The following is a 17,096-nucleotide window of genomic DNA, read 5'->3' as shown; positions in this document are numbered from 1 at the left end:
CGCGGAGAAGCCGCTAGGGCTTTTCCTTCGGCCCGGCTAAGACCACCCCCTTCATTGGGTGCAGCCGGGACGGAGAAGAAGCCCGAGTGACCGGCCAATGTCGGGACAGCGGCCGGCGGGGCGCGTGTGACGCGCCACGTAAACTAACAGAGAGGCACGGATCACGCGCCCCGCTTCCCACCTTCTTCAATGCCCAGACGGCGAAAGCCGGGCGTGGCGGCGATGAGTGTTGGCCGAAGGCAACGACGAACGCCCGGAGCCACAGCGGAGGGCAGAAAACGCGCCCTTGCCTTCCAGGGACGCTGGGCGCGTCAGCCGGCGTGATCGGAGACCGTACAAGGCGAGCCGGTATCTGCCCCAGGAAGGACGGTCTCGGAGCTTGACCGAGGGTTTCGGAGGCCGTGTTCGGATATTTGCCGGCCAACGGTTTTCGCCTCCGCCGGGCCAGGAGCACCATGCTTGCATGCATCCTTCGCGACATCTTGCTGCACCTGCGAAGGCCAGAGCTATGTTGCTGAAAAGGCAACCGGTTTTTCCGGTTGAAATCGACCCCGCGCATTGGAGTCTCGGCTGCGTTTCCTATATAAGGGATGTATGATTCTCCAGCTTCACGTGATCCGTTTTGACTGACCAGACCACACCGCCGGGACCCGGCGGGTCCGACGACATCGAGCCGATCTCGATCATCGAGGAAATGCAGCGCTCCTATCTCGATTACGCCATGAGCGTGATCGTTTCCCGCGCGCTGCCGGATGTGCGTGACGGCTTGAAGCCCGTGCACCGCCGCATCCTCTACGCCTCGCACGAGAGCGGCTATCACTGGAACCGCAAATATGTGAAGTCGGCGCGTCCCGTGGCCGACGTGATGGGCAAATACCATCCGCACGGCGACGCTTCGATCTACGACGCGCTGGTGCGCATGGCGCAGGACTGGTCCATGCGCGTGCCGCTGATCGACGGGCAAGGCAATTTCGGCTCCATCGACGGCGATCCGCCGGCGGCCATGCGCTACACCGAGTCTCGCCTGACCAAGGTCGCGCACGAGCTTTTGGAGGATATCGACAAGGAAACCGTCGATTTCCAGGATACCTATGATGCGTCCGGGCAGGAGCCGAAGGTCCTGCCGGCGCGCTTCCCCAATCTGCTGGTCAACGGCTCCGGCGGCATCGCCGTCGGCATGGCTACCAACATCCCGCCGCACAATCTGGGCGAGGTTGTCGATGGCTGCGTGGCGCTGATCGACAATCCGGCCATCGAGCTGTCGCGGCTCATGGAGCTCATCCCCGGGCCGGATTTCCCGACCGGCGGCATCATTCTCGGCCGCTCGGGCATCCACAGCGCCTACGCCACGGGGCGCGGCTCCGTGATGATGCGCGGCAAGGTGGCGATCGAGCAGATCCGCAACGAGCGCGAAGCCATCATTATCACCGAGGTGCCCTACCAGGTGAACAAGGCGCAGATGATCGAGAAGATGGCCGAGCTCGTGCGCGACAAGCGTATCGAGGGCATTTCCGACATCCGCGACGAGAGCGACCGCCAGGGCTATCGCGTCGTCATCGAATTGAAGCGCGACGCCAATGCCGATGTCATCCTGAACCAGCTCTACCGGTTCACCCCGCTGCAGACCTCCTTTGGCTGCAACATGGTGGCGCTCAATGGCGGCAAGCCGGAGCTGATGACGCTGCTCGACATGCTGAGGGCCTTTGTCGCCTTCCGCGAAGAGGTGGTGAGCCGCCGCACCAAATACCTGCTGCGCAAGATCCGGGAGCGGGCGCATGTGCTGGTCGGCCTTGCCATCGCGGTCGCCAATATCGACGAGGTGATCCGGCTGATCCGCCAGGCGCCCGATCCGCAGACGGCGCGTGAGCAGCTGATGGAGCGCCGCTGGCCGGCCGAGGACGTCGAGGCGCTGATCCTGCTCATCGCCGACCCGCGCCACAAGATCAATGATGACGGCACCTACAATCTGTCCGAGGAGCAGGCGCGCGCCATTCTCGACCTGCGCCTGCAGCGGCTCACCGCGCTCGGCCGGGACGAGATCGCCGACGAATTGAACAAGATCGGCGCCGAGATCCAGGATTATCTGGACATCCTGTCCTCGCGCGCGCGCATCCAGCAGATCGTCAAGGACGAGCTGATCTCCGTGCGCGACGAGTTCGGTACGCCCCGGCGCACCGAGATCGTCGAGGGCGGCGCCGACATGGAGGACGAGGACCTCATCCAGCGCGAGGACATGGTCGTCACCGTCACGCACAAGGGCTATATCAAGCGCGTGCCGCTCTCGATCTACCGGGCGCAGGCGCGCGGCGGCAAAGGCCGCTCCGGCATGTCGACCAAGGACGAGGATTTCGTCACCCGGCTGTTCGTCGCCAACACGCACACCCCGATCCTCTTCTTCTCCTCGCGCGGCATCGTCTACAAGGAGAAGGTCTGGCGCCTGCCCATCGGCACGCCGCAATCGGTGGGGAAATTCCTGCGCAATCTTCTGCCGCTGCAGGAAGGCGAGCGCATCACCTCCATTATGCCGCTGCCGGAGGACGAGGAAAGCTGGGCCGCGCTTGACGTGATGTTCGCCACCACGCGCGGAACGGTGCGCCGCAACAAGCTGTCCGATTTCATCCAGGTGAACCGCAACGGCAAGATCGCCATGAAGCTCGAGGAGGAAGGCGACGAGATCCTCGCCGTCTATACCTGCACCGAGGATGACGACGTGCTGCTGACGGCGGCCTCCGGCCAGTGCATCCGTTTCCCCGCCAGCGATGTGCGCGTCTTCGCCGGGCGCAACTCGGTCGGCGTGCGCGGCATCAACCTGGCCGACGGGGACCGCGTCATCTCCATGGCCATTCTCGGCCATGTGGAGGCGAGCCCGGCCGAGCGCGCCGCCTATCTGAAGCAGGCGGCGGCCGAGCGGCGGCTGGCCAATGGCGGCGATGAGGAAGAGATCGCGCTCACCAATGAAGAGGTGGGCGAGGAGACGGTGCTGAGCCCCGAGCGCTACGAGGAGCTGAAGGCGCGCGAGCAGTTCGTGCTCACCGTCAGCGAATATGGTTATGGCAAGCGCTCGTCTTCCTATGATTTCCGCGTCATCGGCCGCGGCGGCAAGGGCATCCGGGCGACGGACGTGTCCAAGCGGGACGAGATCGGCCCCCTGGTGGCCGCTTTCCCCGTGGCGCCGGAGGATCAGATCATGCTGGTCAGCAATGCCGGGCAGATCATCCGCGTGCCCGTATCGGGCATCCGGATCGCCAGCCGCGCGACCAAGGGCGTGACCATCTTCAACACGGCGGAAGGCGAGCGCGTCGTCTCGGTGGATCGAATCTCCGAACCCCAGAACGGGGAAGCGGAAGAGTTGGCGCCAAATGCAGCCGAGGGCGTCGCGCCGACGGCCGGCGAAGGCGAGGACGGCGGCGCTTAAACCTGCGTCGCCCGCGTCCTGCTTCCTAACGGCGGAAGGGATGCCGCTCGTTGCGAATACGATTGTCCAGCTTCACGCGCTGAGCTTCCTCGTGCAGGCCGAGCACGGTGGCGATCAGCATCGCGACCGTCATTGCGGCGGCAAGGGTGAATATCATCATCGGACTGCCTCCTTCGGGCTCCTTGGGGCAGTTAACGTCCAGCGGCCGATTTTGTTCACTGCGGCCTCATGCGCTGTCTGGCCGACTCCGCCCCAACCTTCGCTGAAAGTGCTGTTCAGGCGGCGTTCACATCGCCGCGACCGGCTTGCCAGTTGCCGCCGCCTGTGGCTTGCTGACGACCCTGACTGCACGAAAGGCAGAGCCCGATGCCCGAATCCGCCGCGCTTCTTTCCTATGTCCTTGCCTGCATCGCCATCATCATCGTCCCAGGTCCCACGGTCACGGTGATCATCGCCAATTCCATGCGTCACGGCGCCCGCGCCGGGCTGCTCAACGTGGCGGGCACGCAGATAGGCCTTGCCTGCATGATGGTGGTGCTCGCTTTCGGCCTGCATGTGGTCGTGGTCGGCATGGGCAGTGTGTTCGAGGTCCTCCGCCTTGTCGGAGCGGCCTATCTGATCTGGCTCGGCATCCGCATGTGGCGCTCGGACGGCTCGCTCGGCACGGCCGAGGCGCCGCCGCGCGCCGGCGGCTCGCTCCTCCTGCAGGGCTTCGTCGTCGTCTGGTCCAACCCCAAGGCGCTGCTTTTCTTCGGCGCGTTCATCCCTCAGTTCATCAGTCCGGAGGGCAACGCTGCCCTGCAGACGCTGCTTCTTGGCAGCATCTTCATGCTTACGGCGGCGGTTGGCGATTCGCTTTATGCCTTCGCCGCCGGAGGCGCGGGCGCAAAGCTGACCAAAGCGCGCGTTCGGCTTGCCGAGCGCATTTCCGGCACCTGCCTCATCGGCGGTGGCCTGTGGCTGGCGCTCTCGCGGCGATAGAAGCGAGGTGAATTGCCTTCTGCGCCCGGGAGGGATAGAAGCCGCCCATGACCGAGCGCACCGCCTTTTATGCCGGCTCCTTCGATCCGCTGACCAACGGCCATCTCGACGTTCTGAAGGGCGCGCTGATGATCGCCGACCGCGTCGTCGTCGGCATCGGCATCCATCCGGGCAAGAAGCCGCTTTTCTCCTATGAGGAGCGGGTGGCGCTGATCGAGCGTTCGGCGGCGGACGAGCTTGGCGTGGACGGCGGCCGCATCGCCGTCGTCGCCTTCGACAATCTCGTTATCGATGCTTCGCGCGCGCATGGCGCCTCGATCATGATCCGCGGCCTGCGCGACGGCACCGATCTCGACTACGAGATGCAGATGGCCGGCATGAACGAGACCATGGCGCCGGACCTGCAGACCGTGTTTTTGCCGGCGAGCCCGTCCGTGCGCACGATTACGGCCACACTCGTGCGCCAGATCGCATCCATGGGCGGCGACGTCGCGCCGTTCGTGCCGGCGGCGGTTGCCGCGGCGCTGAGAAGCAAATTCTCCACCTGAACAGAAGCGGGAAATTATTCATGAAGCTGTTTTCACGCCTGGTGCCGCTGTCCGTTGCGGCTGTCCTTGCCTTCGGCGCGACCGCAGGGCTTGCCGCCGAGCCCGAGGACACAATGATCATCAAGCTTAAGGACGGCGAGGTCGTGATCGCGCTGAGGCCCGACCTTGCCCCGAAGCATGTGGAGCAGATCAAGACGCTGGTGCGCCAGGGCGCCTATGACAATGTCGCCTTCCATCGTGTGATCGACGGCTTCATGGCCCAGACGGGCGACGTGCAGCATGGCGACATGGAAGAAGGCTTCAACGCGCAGCTTGCCGGCACCGGCGGCTCGGACCTTCCCGACCTGCCGGCCGAGTTCTCCAGCACCGCCTTCGACCGCGGCACGGTCGGCATGGCCCGCTCGCAGGATCCAAATTCGGCGAACTCGCAATTCTTCATCATGCTGGCGCCGGCCTCGCATCTGAATGGCTTCTACACGGTCGTCGGGCAGGTCGAGTCCGGCATGCAGTATGTCGACAACATCAAGAAGGGCGACCCCGCGGCAAACGGGGTGGTTCAGGATCCCGACCGCATGCTGAGCGTGCGGATCGCGGCAGACCAATAGAGATAGAAGAAAGGAACGTCTCATGGCGGCAATGAAGGACCCGGAAAACACGATCGTCATGGAGACGACCAAGGGCAATGTGGTGATCGAGCTTCTTCCTGATGTCGCGCCGGCCCATGTGGCGCGCATCAAGGAGCTGACGCGCGAGGGATTCTATGACGGCATCGTCTTCCACCGCGTAATCGACGGCTTCATGGCGCAGACGGGCGACCCGACCGGAACCGGCATGGGCGGCTCGGACAAGCCGGACCTCAAGGCGGAGTTCTCGAATGTCTCGCATGTGCGTGGCACCTGCTCCATGGCGCGTTCGCAGAACCCCAACTCGGCGAACTCGCAATTCTTCATCTGCTTCGGCGATGCGCCCTGGCTCAACCGGCAATATTCCGTCTGGGGCCAGGTGATCGAGGGCATGGAGAACATCGACAAGATCAAGCGCGGCGAGCCCGTGCGCGATCCCGACTCGATCGTCTCCATGCGGGTGGCGGCTGACATCGCATAGATTGCCCTGATGGTTCCGCGCTAACCCGGCGCGCGCCATGCGTGTCGATCTCTTCGACTTCGACCTGCCGGAAGACCGGATCGCGCTCAGGCCGGCAAACCCGCGCGATTCCGCGCGGCTGCTTGTAGTCCGACCGGAGGTAGGGCCGGAGGATCGCATCGTGCGCGACCTGCCGCAGCTCCTGCGGCCAGGGGACGCGCTGGTCTTCAACGACACGAAGGTCATCCCGGCGCGGCTTTCCGGCATCCGCCGGCGGGGCGAAGCCGTCGCCCATATCGAAGCAACGCTGCATATGCGCGTCGGCGCCGACCGCTGGAAGGCCTTTCTCAAGCCGGCGAAACGGGTGGCGGTCGGCGAGCGCATCCAGTTCGGCCATGACGCGGAAAGCTGCTTCCTCGGCTCGCTCGAAGCGACGGTGGCGGAAAAGGGCGAGGGCGGCGAGGTGCTGCTCGTCTTCGACTATTCCGGGCCTGTTCTGGACGAGGCGATTGCGGCTGCCGGCCATGTGCCGCTGCCGCCCTATATCGCCTCCAGGCGGCCTGAGGACGAGCGCGACCGTGCCGACTACCAGACGATCTACGCGCGCGAAGAGGGGGCGGTGGCGGCCCCGACAGCCGGGCTCCATTTCACGCCGGAACTGTTCGCCGCTCTCGATGCTGCCGGCATCGAGAGCCATTTCGTGACGCTGCATGTCGGCGCGGGCACCTTCCTGCCGGTCAAGGCGGAGGAGACGGAAGACCACAGGATGCATGCGGAATGGGGCGAGGTGGATGCCGGCACCGCCGAGGCCCTCAACGCGGTGCGCGCGCGGGGCGGGCGGATCGTTTCCGTCGGCACCACCTCGCTGAGGCTCCTGGAAAGTGCGGCCGAAGCCTCTGGACGGCTCGTGGCGTGGTCCGGCGAGACGGACATTTTCATCACGCCGGGCTACCGCTTCCGTGCCGTCGACATCCTGATGACGAATTTCCATCTGCCGCGCTCGACCCTGTTCATGCTGGTCTCGGCCTTCAGCGGGCTGGAGGTGATGCAGGAGGCGTATCGTCACGCCATCGAAAAGGGTTACCGTTTCTACTCCTACGGCGATGCGAGCCTGCTTTTTAGACGGGAGGAGTGAAATGGATGAGGATCTTCTGACGATGGACCGCGATGGACTCATCGCCGAGGTGAGGAAGCTGCGCTCTGCAATCCGCGAGCACCGCGACTCCACCGGCCATGAACTGTGCTGGCATCACCCGGCCATGTGGGCTCTGCTGCCGGAGAAGACGAACCCTTCCATTGCCGTGCCGCCATGGCCGAAATTCATGCGCGGCTGCATCCGCTATCGGCAGTCGCTGGAAGAGCAGGCGGCGGGCGCGCCGGTACATGACAAGGAATATGATGAGGGTTGAGCAGTTCGGCTTCCGCGTGCTCGTGACAGACGGTCTGGCGCGGCGCGGCGAAATCTCGATGCCGCGCGGCCTTGTCCGGACCCCGGCCTTCATGCCCGTGGGCACGGGCGGCACGGTGAAAGCCATGTATATGGACCAGGTGAGGGCGCTTGGTTCCGACATCATCCTCGGCAATACCTACCACCTGATGCTGCGGCCCGGCGCCGAGCGCGTTGCGCGGCTGGGCGGCCTGCATGAATTCGCACGCTGGCCCTATCCGATCCTCACCGATTCCGGCGGCTTCCAGGTGATGTCGCTTGCCGCGCTCCGGAAGGTGAAGGAGACGGGAGTCACCTTCCGCTCGCATGTGGATGGGCAGGTGCACGAGATGTCGCCGGAGCGGTGCATCGAAATCCAGGGCCTGCTCGGGTCGGATATCCAGATGCAGCTCGACGAACTCGTCGCCTTGCCGGCACCGGAAGAGGAGATCGAGCGGGCGATGGAGCTCTCGCTGCGCTGGGCCGAGCGCTGCAAGGCAGCCTTCGGCGACCAGCCGGGCAAGGCGATGTTCGGTATCGTCCAGGGCGGCGACAACAAGCGCCTGCGGCTTGGTTCCGCAGAGGCCCTGGCGGCAATGGATCTGAAGGGCTATGCGGTGGGCGGGCTTGCGGTGGGCGAACCGCAGGAGGTGATGCTCGACATTCTCGATGCGACCTGCCCGGCGCTTCCAGCCGACAAGCCGCGCTACCTGATGGGTGTGGGCACGCCCGACGACATATTGAAATCGGTGGCGCGCGGCATCGACATGTTCGACTGCGTGATGCCGACGAGGGCGGGGCGTCATGGCCTTGCCTTCACAAGGCGCGGCAAGATCAATCTCAAGAATGCCCGCCACGCCGAGGACCCGCGTCCGCTGGACGAGGAGAGCGACTGCCCCGCCACGCGCGATTATTCGCGCGCCTATCTGCATCACCTGGTGAAATCGGGCGAGTCGCTTGGCGGAATGCTCCTCACCTGGAACAATCTCGCCTATTACCAGCGCCTCATGGCCGATATCCGCGCGGCGATCGAAGCCGGGCGCCTCGCAGAGCGCTCGGTCGAAATCCAGGAGGAATGGGCGCGGGGCGATCTGCCGGCACTGTAAATCCGACGAGGCGGCCGGCGGCTTTGCAACTTTCGTTTTCTGCGATATGCATGAAAACGAAAGCAGAGGGAAAGTCCATGTTTCTGGCGCCGCGTCACGACGAGATCCTGCAGCTCGCCAAGGAGAACGGCCGTGTCATGGTCGAGGATCTGGCCGCGCGCTTCAACGTGACGCCGCAGACCATCCGCAAGGACCTCAACGATCTCTGCGACCAGCGGCTGCTGACGCGCATCCATGGCGGGGCGCTGCTGCCCTCCGGGATCGAGAATATGGAGTATGAGGCGCGGCGGGACCTGAAGGCGGAGGAAAAGCACGCCATCGGCCGGGCTGCTGCCGAGCTCATCCCCAACAAGGCTTCGCTCTTCATCAACATTGGCACCACAACCGAGGCGGTCAGCGACGCGCTCATGGACCACAAGGACCTGATGGTCATTACGAACAACATCAACGTGGCCAACAGAATGCGGGTCTATCCGGCTTTCGAGGTGATCATCGCCGGCGGTGTGGTGCGGGGCTCCGACGGCGGCATTGTCGGCGAGGCGGCGGTCGACTTCATCCGCCAGTTCAAGGTGGACTATGCGGTGATCGGCGTCTCCGCCATCGACGACGACGGCTCCCTCTTCGACTTCGATCTGCGCGAGGTGAAGGTGGCGCAGGCGATCATGGCCAATTCCCGCCACGTGATCCTGGTTTCGGATTCGTCGAAATTCGAGCGAAGCGCGCCGGTGCGCATCGGTCACGTCTCGCAGGTCGATACTTTCATAACCGACCGATGCCCGAGCGCCATATTCCGCGCGGCCTGCCGCGACGGCGGGGTGCGGCTGATAGAGGCCTGCGGCTGATCAGGTCCGACACGATATTCGTTTGACATTCGATTTATTTTCATTTTAGCTTCACTTCGGGAGCGGGCATTCGGCCCGGCAATGGGAGGAGCGGTTGGGCGCCAGTCCAATCCATGACCTGTTCGTCATAGGCGGGGGCATCAATGGATGCGGCATCGCACGGGATGCGGCGGGCCGCGGCTATTCCGTTTTCCTGGCCGAGATGAACGATCTGGGGAGCGGGACGTCATCCGCTTCCACAAAGCTCATCCACGGCGGCCTGCGCTATCTGGAATTCTATGAATTCCGCCTGGTGCGCGAGGCGCTGATGGAGCGTGAGGTGCTCTGGAGGAACGCGCCGCACATTATCTGGCCCATGCGCTTCGTGCTGCCCCTTCACAACGGCCTCCGCCCGGCCTGGCTCATCCGGCTCGGCCTGTTCCTCTATGATCATATCGGCGGGAGAAAGCTCCTGCCGCCCACGCGCACCTTGGATATGCGCAGCGATCCGGCGGGCAAGCCGCTGAAAGCGAACTACCGGCGCGCCTTCGAATATTCCGACTGCTGGGTGAACGATGCGCGTCTCGTCGTGCTCAATGCGCGAGACGCCGCCGACCGCGGCGCGGAGATACGCACCCGCACCAAGGTGGTGAGCGCGCGGGCGGAGGGCGGCATCTGGTCGGTTGCGATCCGCGACATGGAAACCGGCCTGCGCGAGGAGATCCGCGCCCGGATGGTCGTGAACGCGGCAGGGCCATGGGTCGATGAGGTGATCGCCGGTGCGCTCGGCCACAACGCCGCCCATCATGTGCGCCTCGTCAAGGGCAGCCATATCGTCGTGCGGAAGAAGTTCGAGGACCCGCGCGCCTATTTCTTCCAGAACGCGGACGGACGCATCATCTTCGCCATTCCCTATGAGGAGGACTTCACGCTCATCGGCACGACCGACCAGGATTTCACCGGCGATCCGGGGGCGGCCGAGATCAGCAAGGATGAGATAGCGTATCTCTGCGCGGCGGCCAGCGAATATTTCGCCGATCCGGTACGGCCGGAGGACATCGTCTGGACCTTTGCCGGCGTGCGCCCGCTCTTCGACGACGGGGCGAGCAAGGCGCAGGAAGCAACGCGCGATTATGTGCTGAGGGTGGACCGCTCTTTAGGAGCGCCGGTCCTGAACATCTTTGGCGGCAAGATCACCACCTTCCGGCGTCTGGCCGAGGCGGCGCTTGGCGATATAGAAAAAGCGATCGGCGCGCGGGGGAAGCCGTGGACGGCCGATGCACCGCTGCCGGGCGGCGACTTCAGTCCGCTGAAGTTTCACGATGTTGGGGCGGCGCTCGTCCGCGATTACCCTTTTCTCGATCCGCGCCATGCGCGGCGGCTTGCCCGGCTTTATGGCACCAACGCGCGCGACATACTGGGCGGGGCGGCGCGGCTGGAGGATCTCGGCCGCTGCTTCGGCGCGGATCTCTACGAGGCGGAGCTGCGCTTCCTTTGCGAGCGCGAATGGGCGCGCACCGGCGAGGATGTCCTCTGGCGGCGCACCAAGCGCGCGCTGCAGCTGGGCCGGGAGGAGGCACGCGCGGTGGACGCGTTCATGCGCGATATCGCTGGCGGGCAGCATCAGGTGGTTGGAGGAGCTGGGCGTGCTGGAGCTGCGTGACGTCTCCAAGATCGTGGCCGGCAGGACGCATATAAGCGATGTGTCGCTGCAGCTGGAGCCTGGCTCGCTGAACGTGCTGCTCGGGCCGACTCTCGCGGGCAAGACGACGCTGATGCGGCTCATGGCCGGGCTTGATCAGCCGACCTCCGGCTCGGTGCTCATGGACGGCAGGGATCAGGCGGGCGTGCCGGTGCAAAAGCGCAGCGTGGCCATGGTCTATCAGCAATTCATCAACTATCCGGCCCTGACGGTCTACGAGAACATCGCTTCGCCGCTGCGCGTCGCCGGTGCCGATCGCGCGACCATCGACCGGAAGGTGAGGGCGGCCGCGGAGCTTCTCCGGCTCACGCCCTATCTGCAACGCCTGCCGCTCGAACTGTCCGGCGGCCAGCAGCAGCGCACGGCGATTGCGCGCGCCATGGTCAAGGAGGCGCGGCTGGTCCTGCTGGACGAGCCGCTGGCCAATCTCGACTACAAGCTGCGCGAGGAGTTGCGCGCCGAGCTGCCGCGCATCTTCGCCGAATCCGGCGCGATCTTCGTCTATGCCACGACGGAGCCCGCCGAGGCGCTTCTGCTCGGCGGCAACACAGCCACTTTGAGCGAGGGGCGCGTCACCCAGTTCGGCCCTACCATCGGGGTCTTCCGCAACCCGGCTGACCTCATCACTGCGCGGACTTTCTCAGATCCGCCGCTGAACACGATAGAGCTGGAGAAGAGGGGCTCCCGCTTCGTGCTGGAGGGGACCCCGGGCATTCCTGTGCCCGGGCGCCTGGCAGGCATTGCCGACGCCTCCTATACGATCGCCTTCCGGCCGCACCATCTGTCGTTGCGCGACAAGGGCGGGGGCGTGCCCGTGGAGGCGCGTGTGGTGGTGACGGAGATCACCGGCTCGGAAAGCTTCATTCATGTGGACTATGCGGGGCGCCGCTGGGTGATGCTGGAGGAGGGCATCCACCGCATCGAATTGGGCGAGACCGTGCGGCTCTTCATCGACGCGCGCCATCTGCTGGTCTTCGATGGGGCAGGGCGCAGCGCGGCAGCGATGCCGATGGCCGCGTGAGGAGGACAGGATGGCCCGCATCGACGTGAAGGGATTACGCCACGCTTATACCGACCGCCCCGCAAGCGAGGCGGATTATGCGCTGCGGCGCGTCGACCATGTGTTCGAGGATGGCGGGGCCTATGCGCTGCTCGGGCCTTCCGGCTGCGGCAAGACCACGCTGCTCAACATCATCTCGGGCCTCATCAGACCGAGCGAGGGCGCGATCCTCTTCAACGGCACCGACGTGACGGACCTGCCGACCGAGGCGCGCAACATCGCCCAGGTCTTCCAGTTCCCCGTCGTCTACGACACGATGACCGTCTACGACAATCTCGCCTTCCCGCTGCGCAACCGCCGCGTGCCCGAAGAGGCCGTCGCCCGCCGCGTGCGCGAGGTGATCGCCATGCTCGGGCTGGAAGAGCGGGCGAACAGGCGCGCCCAGGGCCTGACCGGGGATGAGAAGCAGAAGATCTCGCTCGGCCGCGGGCTCGTGCGGGCCGATGTGAACGCCATCCTGTTCGACGAGCCGCTGACGGTGATCGACCCCCATCTCAAATGGGCGCTGCGCACCCAGCTGAAGGAGATGCATCGCCGCTTCGGCCATACCATGGTCTATGTCACGCATGACCAGACGGAGGCGCTCACTTTCGCCGATACCGTCGTCGTCATGTATGAGGGCGAGATCGTCCAGATCGGCACGCCCGAGGAACTTTTCGAGCGCCCGCGCCATACCTTCGTCGGGTATTTCATCGGCTCGCCGGGCATGAATCTGCTGCCGGCGACGCTCGACGGCACGACGGCACGGCTCGGCAGCCAGGCGGTCGAGCTGCCGGGAAGGCCCGCGATGCAGCCCGCCGGGCGGCTCCAAGTGGGCATCCGGCCGGAATTCGTCCGCCTCGGCCGGGAGGGGATGCCCGTTTCCATCGGCAAGGTCGAGGATGTCGGGCGCAAGAAGATCGTGCGCGCGAAGCTCGAAGGCGAGGACATTTCCGTCGTGATCGACGAGGACGCGGAGATCCCGGCGGAGCCGCACGTCACCTTCGACCCGGCGCATCTCAATCTTTATGCCGATTCCTGGCGCCTCGAATTGGGGGCGCGGCCATGAACAAGACGTGGAACAACAAGGCCTGGTTCCTGGTGCTGCCGGTGCTGGCGCTGGTGGCGTTTTCCGCCGTGATCCCTCTGATGACGGTGGTCAATTATTCCGTCCAGGACACATTCGGCAACAACGTCTTCTTCTGGGCCGGCACGGAATGGTTCGAGGAAATCCTGCACTCGGACCGCTTCTGGGCGGCCATGGGCAGGAACCTCGTCTTCTCCGCCGTGGTGCTGGCGATCGAGGTCCCTCTCGGAATCTTCATCGCCCTCAACATGCCGCGAAAGGGTTGGGGCGTCCCCGTCTGCCTGGTGCTGATGGCGCTGCCGCTGCTCATCCCGTTTAACGTGGTGGGCACGATCTGGCAGGTTTTCGGCCGCATCGACATCGGCCTGCTGGGCCGTGGGCTATACGCGCTTGGCCTCGACTACAATTATGTCAACGATCCGGTCGATGCCTGGGCCACGATCGTCCTCATGGATGTCTGGCATTGGACCAGCCTCGTGGTGCTGCTCTGCTATGCCGGGCTCGTCTCCATCCCGGATGCCTATTATCAGGCTGCGAAAATCGACGGCGCCTCCCGCTGGGCCGTCTTCCGCTACATCCAATTGCCAAAGATGCACCGGGTGCTGCTCATAGCCATCCTGCTGCGCTTCATGGATTCCTTCATGATCTACACGGAGCCATTCGTGCTGACCGGCGGCGGACCGGGCAATACCACCACCTTCCTCTCGATCGACCTTGTGAAGCTTGCCATCGGCGAATTCAATCTCGGTGAGGCGGCGGCCATGTCGATCATCTACTTCCTGATCATTCTCCTGATGTCATGGGTCTTCTACACGGTCATGACCAACTACGGCACGGAGAAGCGCTGATGGCGGCGGGCAAGAACGGCGCCGCCGCGGCGGCTGAAACGATCGCGATGCGGAGGACGGATGCTGCCGGAAATACGGCAAGCGCCCAGGCGGCACTTGGGCAGGCGATGCTGAGGCGCGGCGCGCGCTCGCGCTTCTGGTGGCTGGTGCCCACCATCTACATCCTCTTCTTGATGCTGCCGATCTACTGGCTCATCAATATGAGCTTCAAGACCAACACGGAGATCCTCAACACCTTCTCGCTCTGGCCGGAGAACCCGACGCTGCGCAACTACCGGGTCATCTTCACCGACCCAGCCTGGTATTCGGGCTATATCAACTCGATCATCTATGTGGTGATGAACACGGTCATTTCGGTGACCGCAGCGCTTCCGGCGGCCTATGCCTTCTCGCGTTACAGGTTCCTGGGCGACAAGCACCTGTTCTTCTGGCTGCTCACCAATCGCATGGCTCCCCCGGCGGTCTTTGCGCTGCCCTTCTTCCAGCTCTATTCCGCCTTCGGCCTGATCGACACGCATATTGCCGTGGCGCTGGCGCATTGCCTGTTCAATGTGCCGCTGGCGGTCTGGATCCTGGAAGGCTTCATGTCCGGCGTGCCGAAGGAGATCGATGAGACCGCCTATATCGACGGCTATTCCTTCCCGCGCTTCTTCGTAAAAATCTTCATGCCGTTGATCGCGAGCGGCATCGGGGTGGCCGCCTTCTTCTGCTTCATGTTCTCCTGGGTGGAACTCCTGCTCGCCCGCACCCTGACCACGACCGCCGCCAAGCCGATCGCCGCCACGATGACGCGCACGGTCTCGGCCTCGGGCCTCGACTGGGGCGTCCTGGCGGCGGCCGGCGTGCTCACCATCATCCCCGGCGCGCTCGTGATCTGGTTTGTGCGCAACTACATCGCCAAGGGCTTCGCCCTGGGGAGGGTGTGATGAGCTTTTCCTGGATGGCCTGGACCTGGCCGACCGCGACCTTCTTCATCGCCATCACGCTGCTGCTCATCGGCATGGGCGTGTGGGAATATGTCTCGCCGGGCGGCAATCCGCGCGTCGGCCTGCTGCGCTTCGAAACCACGCGCGGCGACCGCCTGTTCGTCTCGCTGCTGGGTGCAGCCTTCATCCATCTCGCATGGCTTGGGCTTGTCGGCCCGAGCCTGTGGTGGGCTCTCGCTCTCTCCGTCGTCTACGCAATTGCGGTGTTCCGATGGGTCTAGGGGGAGAAATTTGGGGCGCCGCAAGCCCGCGGCGCTCCGGTCACTGGTGCACATTCTGCAAGGGAGGAAACCAATGCAACGGCACTTGTTAATGACGACTTCGGCGCTCGTGCTTCTCATAAGCGCGGGCGGAGCCATGGCGGGCATGGAGGAAGCAAAGCAGTTCCTCGATGCCGAGATCGGCGACATGTCAACACTCGACCGCGCCGCGCAGGAAGCGGAGATGCAGTGGTTCATCGACGCAGCGCAGCCCTTCCAGGGCATGGACATCAAGGTGGTCTCCGAAACGATCACCACCCATGAATACGAGTCGAAGGTGCTTGCGCCAGCTTTCACCGCCATCACCGGCATCAAGATCACCCATGACCTGATCGGCGAAGGCGACGTGGTCGAAAAGCTGCAGACGCAGATGCAGTCCGGCGAGAACATCTATGACGCCTATATCAACGACTCCGACCTGATCGGCACGCACTGGCGCTACCAGCAGGCCCGCAGCCTGACCGACTGGATGGCGAACGAGGGCAAGGACGTCACAAATCCGAACCTCGACCTCGAGGATTTCATCGGCATCAAGTTCACTACCGCGCCGGACGGTGACGTGTACCAGCTGCCCGACCAGCAATTCGCGAACCTCTACTGGTTCCGCTACGACTGGTTCAACGACGAGAAGAACAAGGCCGACTTCAAGGCAAAGTATGGCTACGATCTGGGCGTCCCCGTCAACTGGTCGGCCTATGAGGATATCGCCGAGTTCTTCACTGGGCGCGAGATCGACGGCAAGAAGGTCTATGGCCATATGGACTACGGCAAGAAGGACCCGTCGCTCGGCTGGCGCTTCACCGATGCCTGGCTCTCCATGGCCGGCAATGGCGACAAGGGCCTGCCGAACGGCCTGCCGGTTGACGAATGGGGCATCAAGGTCGACGAGAACTCACGTCCGGTAGGCTCGTGCGTGGCGCGCGGCGGCGACACCAACGGCCCTGCCGCGGTGTATGCCATCCAGAAATATCTCGACTGGATGAAGGCTTACGCTCCGGCCGCGGCCCAAGGGATGACCTTCTCCGAATCCGGCCCCGTGCCGGCGCAGGGCGAGATCGCGCAGCAGATGTTCATGTACACGGCCTTTACCGCCGACATGGTCAAGGAAGGTCTGCCGGTGGTGAACGAGGACGGCACGCCGAAATGGCGTTTCGCGCCGAGCCCGCATGGCGTCTACTGGAAGGAAGGCATGAAGCTCGGCTACCAGGACGTGGGCTCCTGGACGATCCTGAAGTCCACGCCTGACGACCGCGCCAAGGCCGCCTGGCTTTACGCGCAGTTCGTCACCTCGAAGACGGTGGATGTGAAGAAGAGCCATGTGGGCCTCACCCTCATCCGCGAATCGACGATCCAGCACGAGAGCTTCACCGAGCGCGCTCCAAAACTCGGCGGCCTGATCGAGTTCTACCGCTCGCCCGCCCGCGTGCAGTGGTCGCCAACCGGCACCAACGTGCCTGACTATCCGAAGCTGGCGCAGCTCTGGTGGCAGGCGATCGGCGATGCGGCCTCCGGCGCCAAGACCCCGCAGGAGGCGATGGACACGCTCTGCGCCGAGCAGGAGCAGGTGCTGGAGCGCCTGGAGCGCGCCGGCATCCAGGGCGATATCGGCCCGAAGCTCGCCGAGGAGCACGATCTCGAATACTGGAACAAGGATGCGGTGGCCAAGGGGAACCTGGCGCCGCAGCTGAAGATCGAGAACGAGAAGGAAAAGCCGATCACCGTCAACTATGACGAGCTGGTGAAGAGCTGGCAGTAGACGCCGGCCCGGATATTATCGGCATCCTTGGAGGCGGC

The 17,096-nt window shown here is 64.3% G+C and carries 17 protein-coding genes; 16 read left to right on the top strand and 1 reads right to left on the bottom strand.

What is annotated here, in order from left to right; genetic code table 11:
- Positions 1–622 precede the first annotated feature (622 nt).
- Positions 623–3,415 carry a DNA gyrase subunit A gene (gene gyrA / locus RIN79_RS09705; RefSeq protein WP_309084447.1) on the top strand — a complete coding sequence of 931 codons (2,793 nt, stop codon included), beginning with the start codon at positions 623–625 and terminating at the stop codon, positions 3,413–3,415.
- Positions 3,416–3,440: 25 nt separating this feature from the next.
- On the opposite strand, the gene RIN79_RS09700 is transcribed toward gyrA, so the two are convergent.
- Complete coding sequence (locus RIN79_RS09700) at positions 3,441–3,575, bottom strand: hypothetical protein (protein ID WP_309084446.1); 135 nt, start codon at positions 3,573–3,575, stop codon at positions 3,441–3,443.
- Positions 3,576–3,781: 206 nt separating this feature from the next.
- Between RIN79_RS09700 and RIN79_RS09695 the strand changes: the two genes are divergently transcribed.
- From RIN79_RS09695 to RIN79_RS09625, 15 genes are all read left to right on the top strand, one after another.
- Positions 3,782–4,396 (top strand): LysE family translocator, encoded by a 615-nt coding sequence (locus tag RIN79_RS09695; RefSeq protein ID WP_309084445.1) that lies wholly within the window; start codon positions 3,782–3,784, stop codon positions 4,394–4,396.
- Positions 4,397–4,443: 47 nt separating this feature from the next.
- Positions 4,444–4,944: a pantetheine-phosphate adenylyltransferase gene (gene coaD / locus RIN79_RS09690; protein ID WP_309084444.1), complete on the top strand. Its 501-nt coding sequence runs from the start codon at positions 4,444–4,446 to the stop codon at positions 4,942–4,944.
- A 113-nt stretch (positions 4,945–5,057) separates the two neighbouring features.
- Complete coding sequence (locus RIN79_RS09685; RefSeq protein WP_375165906.1) at positions 5,058–5,549, top strand: peptidylprolyl isomerase; 492 nt, start codon at positions 5,058–5,060, stop codon at positions 5,547–5,549.
- 22 nt (positions 5,550–5,571) lie between these two features.
- Positions 5,572–6,048, top strand: a complete 477-nt coding sequence (locus tag RIN79_RS09680) for a peptidylprolyl isomerase (RefSeq protein ID WP_309084442.1) — start codon at positions 5,572–5,574, stop codon at positions 6,046–6,048.
- 37 nt (positions 6,049–6,085) lie between these two features.
- Complete coding sequence (queA, locus tag RIN79_RS09675; RefSeq protein ID WP_309084441.1) at positions 6,086–7,162, top strand: tRNA preQ1(34) S-adenosylmethionine ribosyltransferase-isomerase QueA; 1,077 nt, start codon at positions 6,086–6,088, stop codon at positions 7,160–7,162.
- 1 nt (position 7,163) lies between these two features.
- Positions 7,164–7,436 (top strand): hypothetical protein, encoded by a 273-nt coding sequence (locus RIN79_RS09670; protein WP_309084440.1) that lies wholly within the window; start codon positions 7,164–7,166, stop codon positions 7,434–7,436.
- Positions 7,423–8,559 (top strand): tRNA guanosine(34) transglycosylase Tgt, encoded by a 1,137-nt coding sequence (gene tgt / locus RIN79_RS09665; protein WP_309084439.1) that lies wholly within the window; start codon positions 7,423–7,425, stop codon positions 8,557–8,559. Before RIN79_RS09670 ends, tgt begins: the two co-directional genes overlap by 14 nt.
- Positions 8,560–8,636: 77 nt before the next feature.
- Complete coding sequence (locus RIN79_RS09660; RefSeq protein ID WP_309084457.1) at positions 8,637–9,401, top strand: DeoR/GlpR family DNA-binding transcription regulator; 765 nt, start codon at positions 8,637–8,639, stop codon at positions 9,399–9,401.
- A 94-nt stretch (positions 9,402–9,495) separates the two neighbouring features.
- Entirely contained in the window at positions 9,496–11,043 is a 1,548-nt protein-coding gene (locus RIN79_RS09655) for a glycerol-3-phosphate dehydrogenase (RefSeq protein WP_309084438.1), read from the top strand.
- Positions 11,027–12,103 carry an ABC transporter ATP-binding protein gene (locus RIN79_RS09650; protein WP_309084437.1) on the top strand — a complete coding sequence of 359 codons (1,077 nt, stop codon included), beginning with the start codon at positions 11,027–11,029 and terminating at the stop codon, positions 12,101–12,103. The genes RIN79_RS09655 and RIN79_RS09650 overlap by 17 nt, the downstream gene beginning before the upstream one ends.
- Positions 12,104–12,113: 10 nt before the next feature.
- A complete protein-coding gene (locus RIN79_RS09645; protein ID WP_309084436.1) occupies positions 12,114–13,190 on the top strand; it encodes an ABC transporter ATP-binding protein in 1,077 nt (358 codons plus the stop codon).
- Positions 13,187–14,056 (top strand): sugar ABC transporter permease, encoded by an 870-nt coding sequence (locus tag RIN79_RS09640; protein WP_309084435.1) that lies wholly within the window; start codon positions 13,187–13,189, stop codon positions 14,054–14,056. The genes RIN79_RS09645 and RIN79_RS09640 overlap by 4 nt, the downstream gene beginning before the upstream one ends.
- A gap of 107 nt (positions 14,057–14,163) precedes the next feature.
- On the top strand, positions 14,164–14,982 hold the full coding sequence (locus RIN79_RS09635) for a carbohydrate ABC transporter permease (protein ID WP_309084456.1): 819 nt from the start codon (positions 14,164–14,166) through the stop codon (positions 14,980–14,982).
- Positions 14,982–15,263 carry a DUF2160 domain-containing protein gene (locus RIN79_RS09630; protein ID WP_309084434.1) on the top strand — a complete coding sequence of 94 codons (282 nt, stop codon included), beginning with the start codon at positions 14,982–14,984 and terminating at the stop codon, positions 15,261–15,263. Before RIN79_RS09635 ends, RIN79_RS09630 begins: the two co-directional genes overlap by 1 nt.
- A 73-nt stretch (positions 15,264–15,336) precedes the next feature.
- Positions 15,337–17,058: an ABC transporter substrate-binding protein gene (locus tag RIN79_RS09625; RefSeq protein WP_309084433.1), complete on the top strand. Its 1,722-nt coding sequence runs from the start codon at positions 15,337–15,339 to the stop codon at positions 17,056–17,058.
- Positions 17,059–17,096: the final 38 nt, after the last annotated feature.

The sequence above is a fragment of the Chelativorans sp. genome, assembly GCF_031180965.1.
Classification (GTDB): Bacteria; Pseudomonadota; Alphaproteobacteria; order Rhizobiales; family Rhizobiaceae; genus Chelativorans.
Note: the sequence above shows the minus strand (reverse complement) of the source record. Positions and strands in the feature narration are given on the sequence as shown.

Bases quoted from the DNA above. Each gene is read 5' to 3' on its own strand.
- RIN79_RS09700 (WP_309084446.1), bottom strand. From the start codon at position 3,575: ATGATGATATTCACCCTTGCCGCCGCAATGACGGTCGCGATGCTGATC.
- RIN79_RS09695 (WP_309084445.1), top strand. From the start codon at position 3,782: ATGCCCGAATCCGCCGCGCTTCTTTCCTATGTCCTTGCCTGCATCGCC.
- coaD (WP_309084444.1), top strand. From the start codon at position 4,444: ATGACCGAGCGCACCGCCTTTTATGCCGGCTCCTTCGATCCGCTGACC.
- RIN79_RS09685 (WP_375165906.1), top strand. From the start codon at position 5,058: ATGATCATCAAGCTTAAGGACGGCGAGGTCGTGATCGCGCTGAGGCCC.
- RIN79_RS09680 (WP_309084442.1), top strand. From the start codon at position 5,572: ATGGCGGCAATGAAGGACCCGGAAAACACGATCGTCATGGAGACGACC.
- queA (WP_309084441.1), top strand. From the start codon at position 6,086: ATGCGTGTCGATCTCTTCGACTTCGACCTGCCGGAAGACCGGATCGCG.
- RIN79_RS09670 (WP_309084440.1), top strand. From the start codon at position 7,164: ATGGATGAGGATCTTCTGACGATGGACCGCGATGGACTCATCGCCGAG.
- tgt (WP_309084439.1), top strand. From the start codon at position 7,423: ATGATGAGGGTTGAGCAGTTCGGCTTCCGCGTGCTCGTGACAGACGGT.
- RIN79_RS09660 (WP_309084457.1), top strand. From the start codon at position 8,637: ATGTTTCTGGCGCCGCGTCACGACGAGATCCTGCAGCTCGCCAAGGAG.
- RIN79_RS09645 (WP_309084436.1), top strand. From the start codon at position 12,114: ATGGCCCGCATCGACGTGAAGGGATTACGCCACGCTTATACCGACCGC.
- RIN79_RS09640 (WP_309084435.1), top strand. From the start codon at position 13,187: ATGAACAAGACGTGGAACAACAAGGCCTGGTTCCTGGTGCTGCCGGTG.
- RIN79_RS09635 (WP_309084456.1), top strand. From the start codon at position 14,164: ATGCTGAGGCGCGGCGCGCGCTCGCGCTTCTGGTGGCTGGTGCCCACC.
- RIN79_RS09630 (WP_309084434.1), top strand. From the start codon at position 14,982: ATGAGCTTTTCCTGGATGGCCTGGACCTGGCCGACCGCGACCTTCTTC.
- RIN79_RS09625 (WP_309084433.1), top strand. From the start codon at position 15,337: ATGCAACGGCACTTGTTAATGACGACTTCGGCGCTCGTGCTTCTCATA.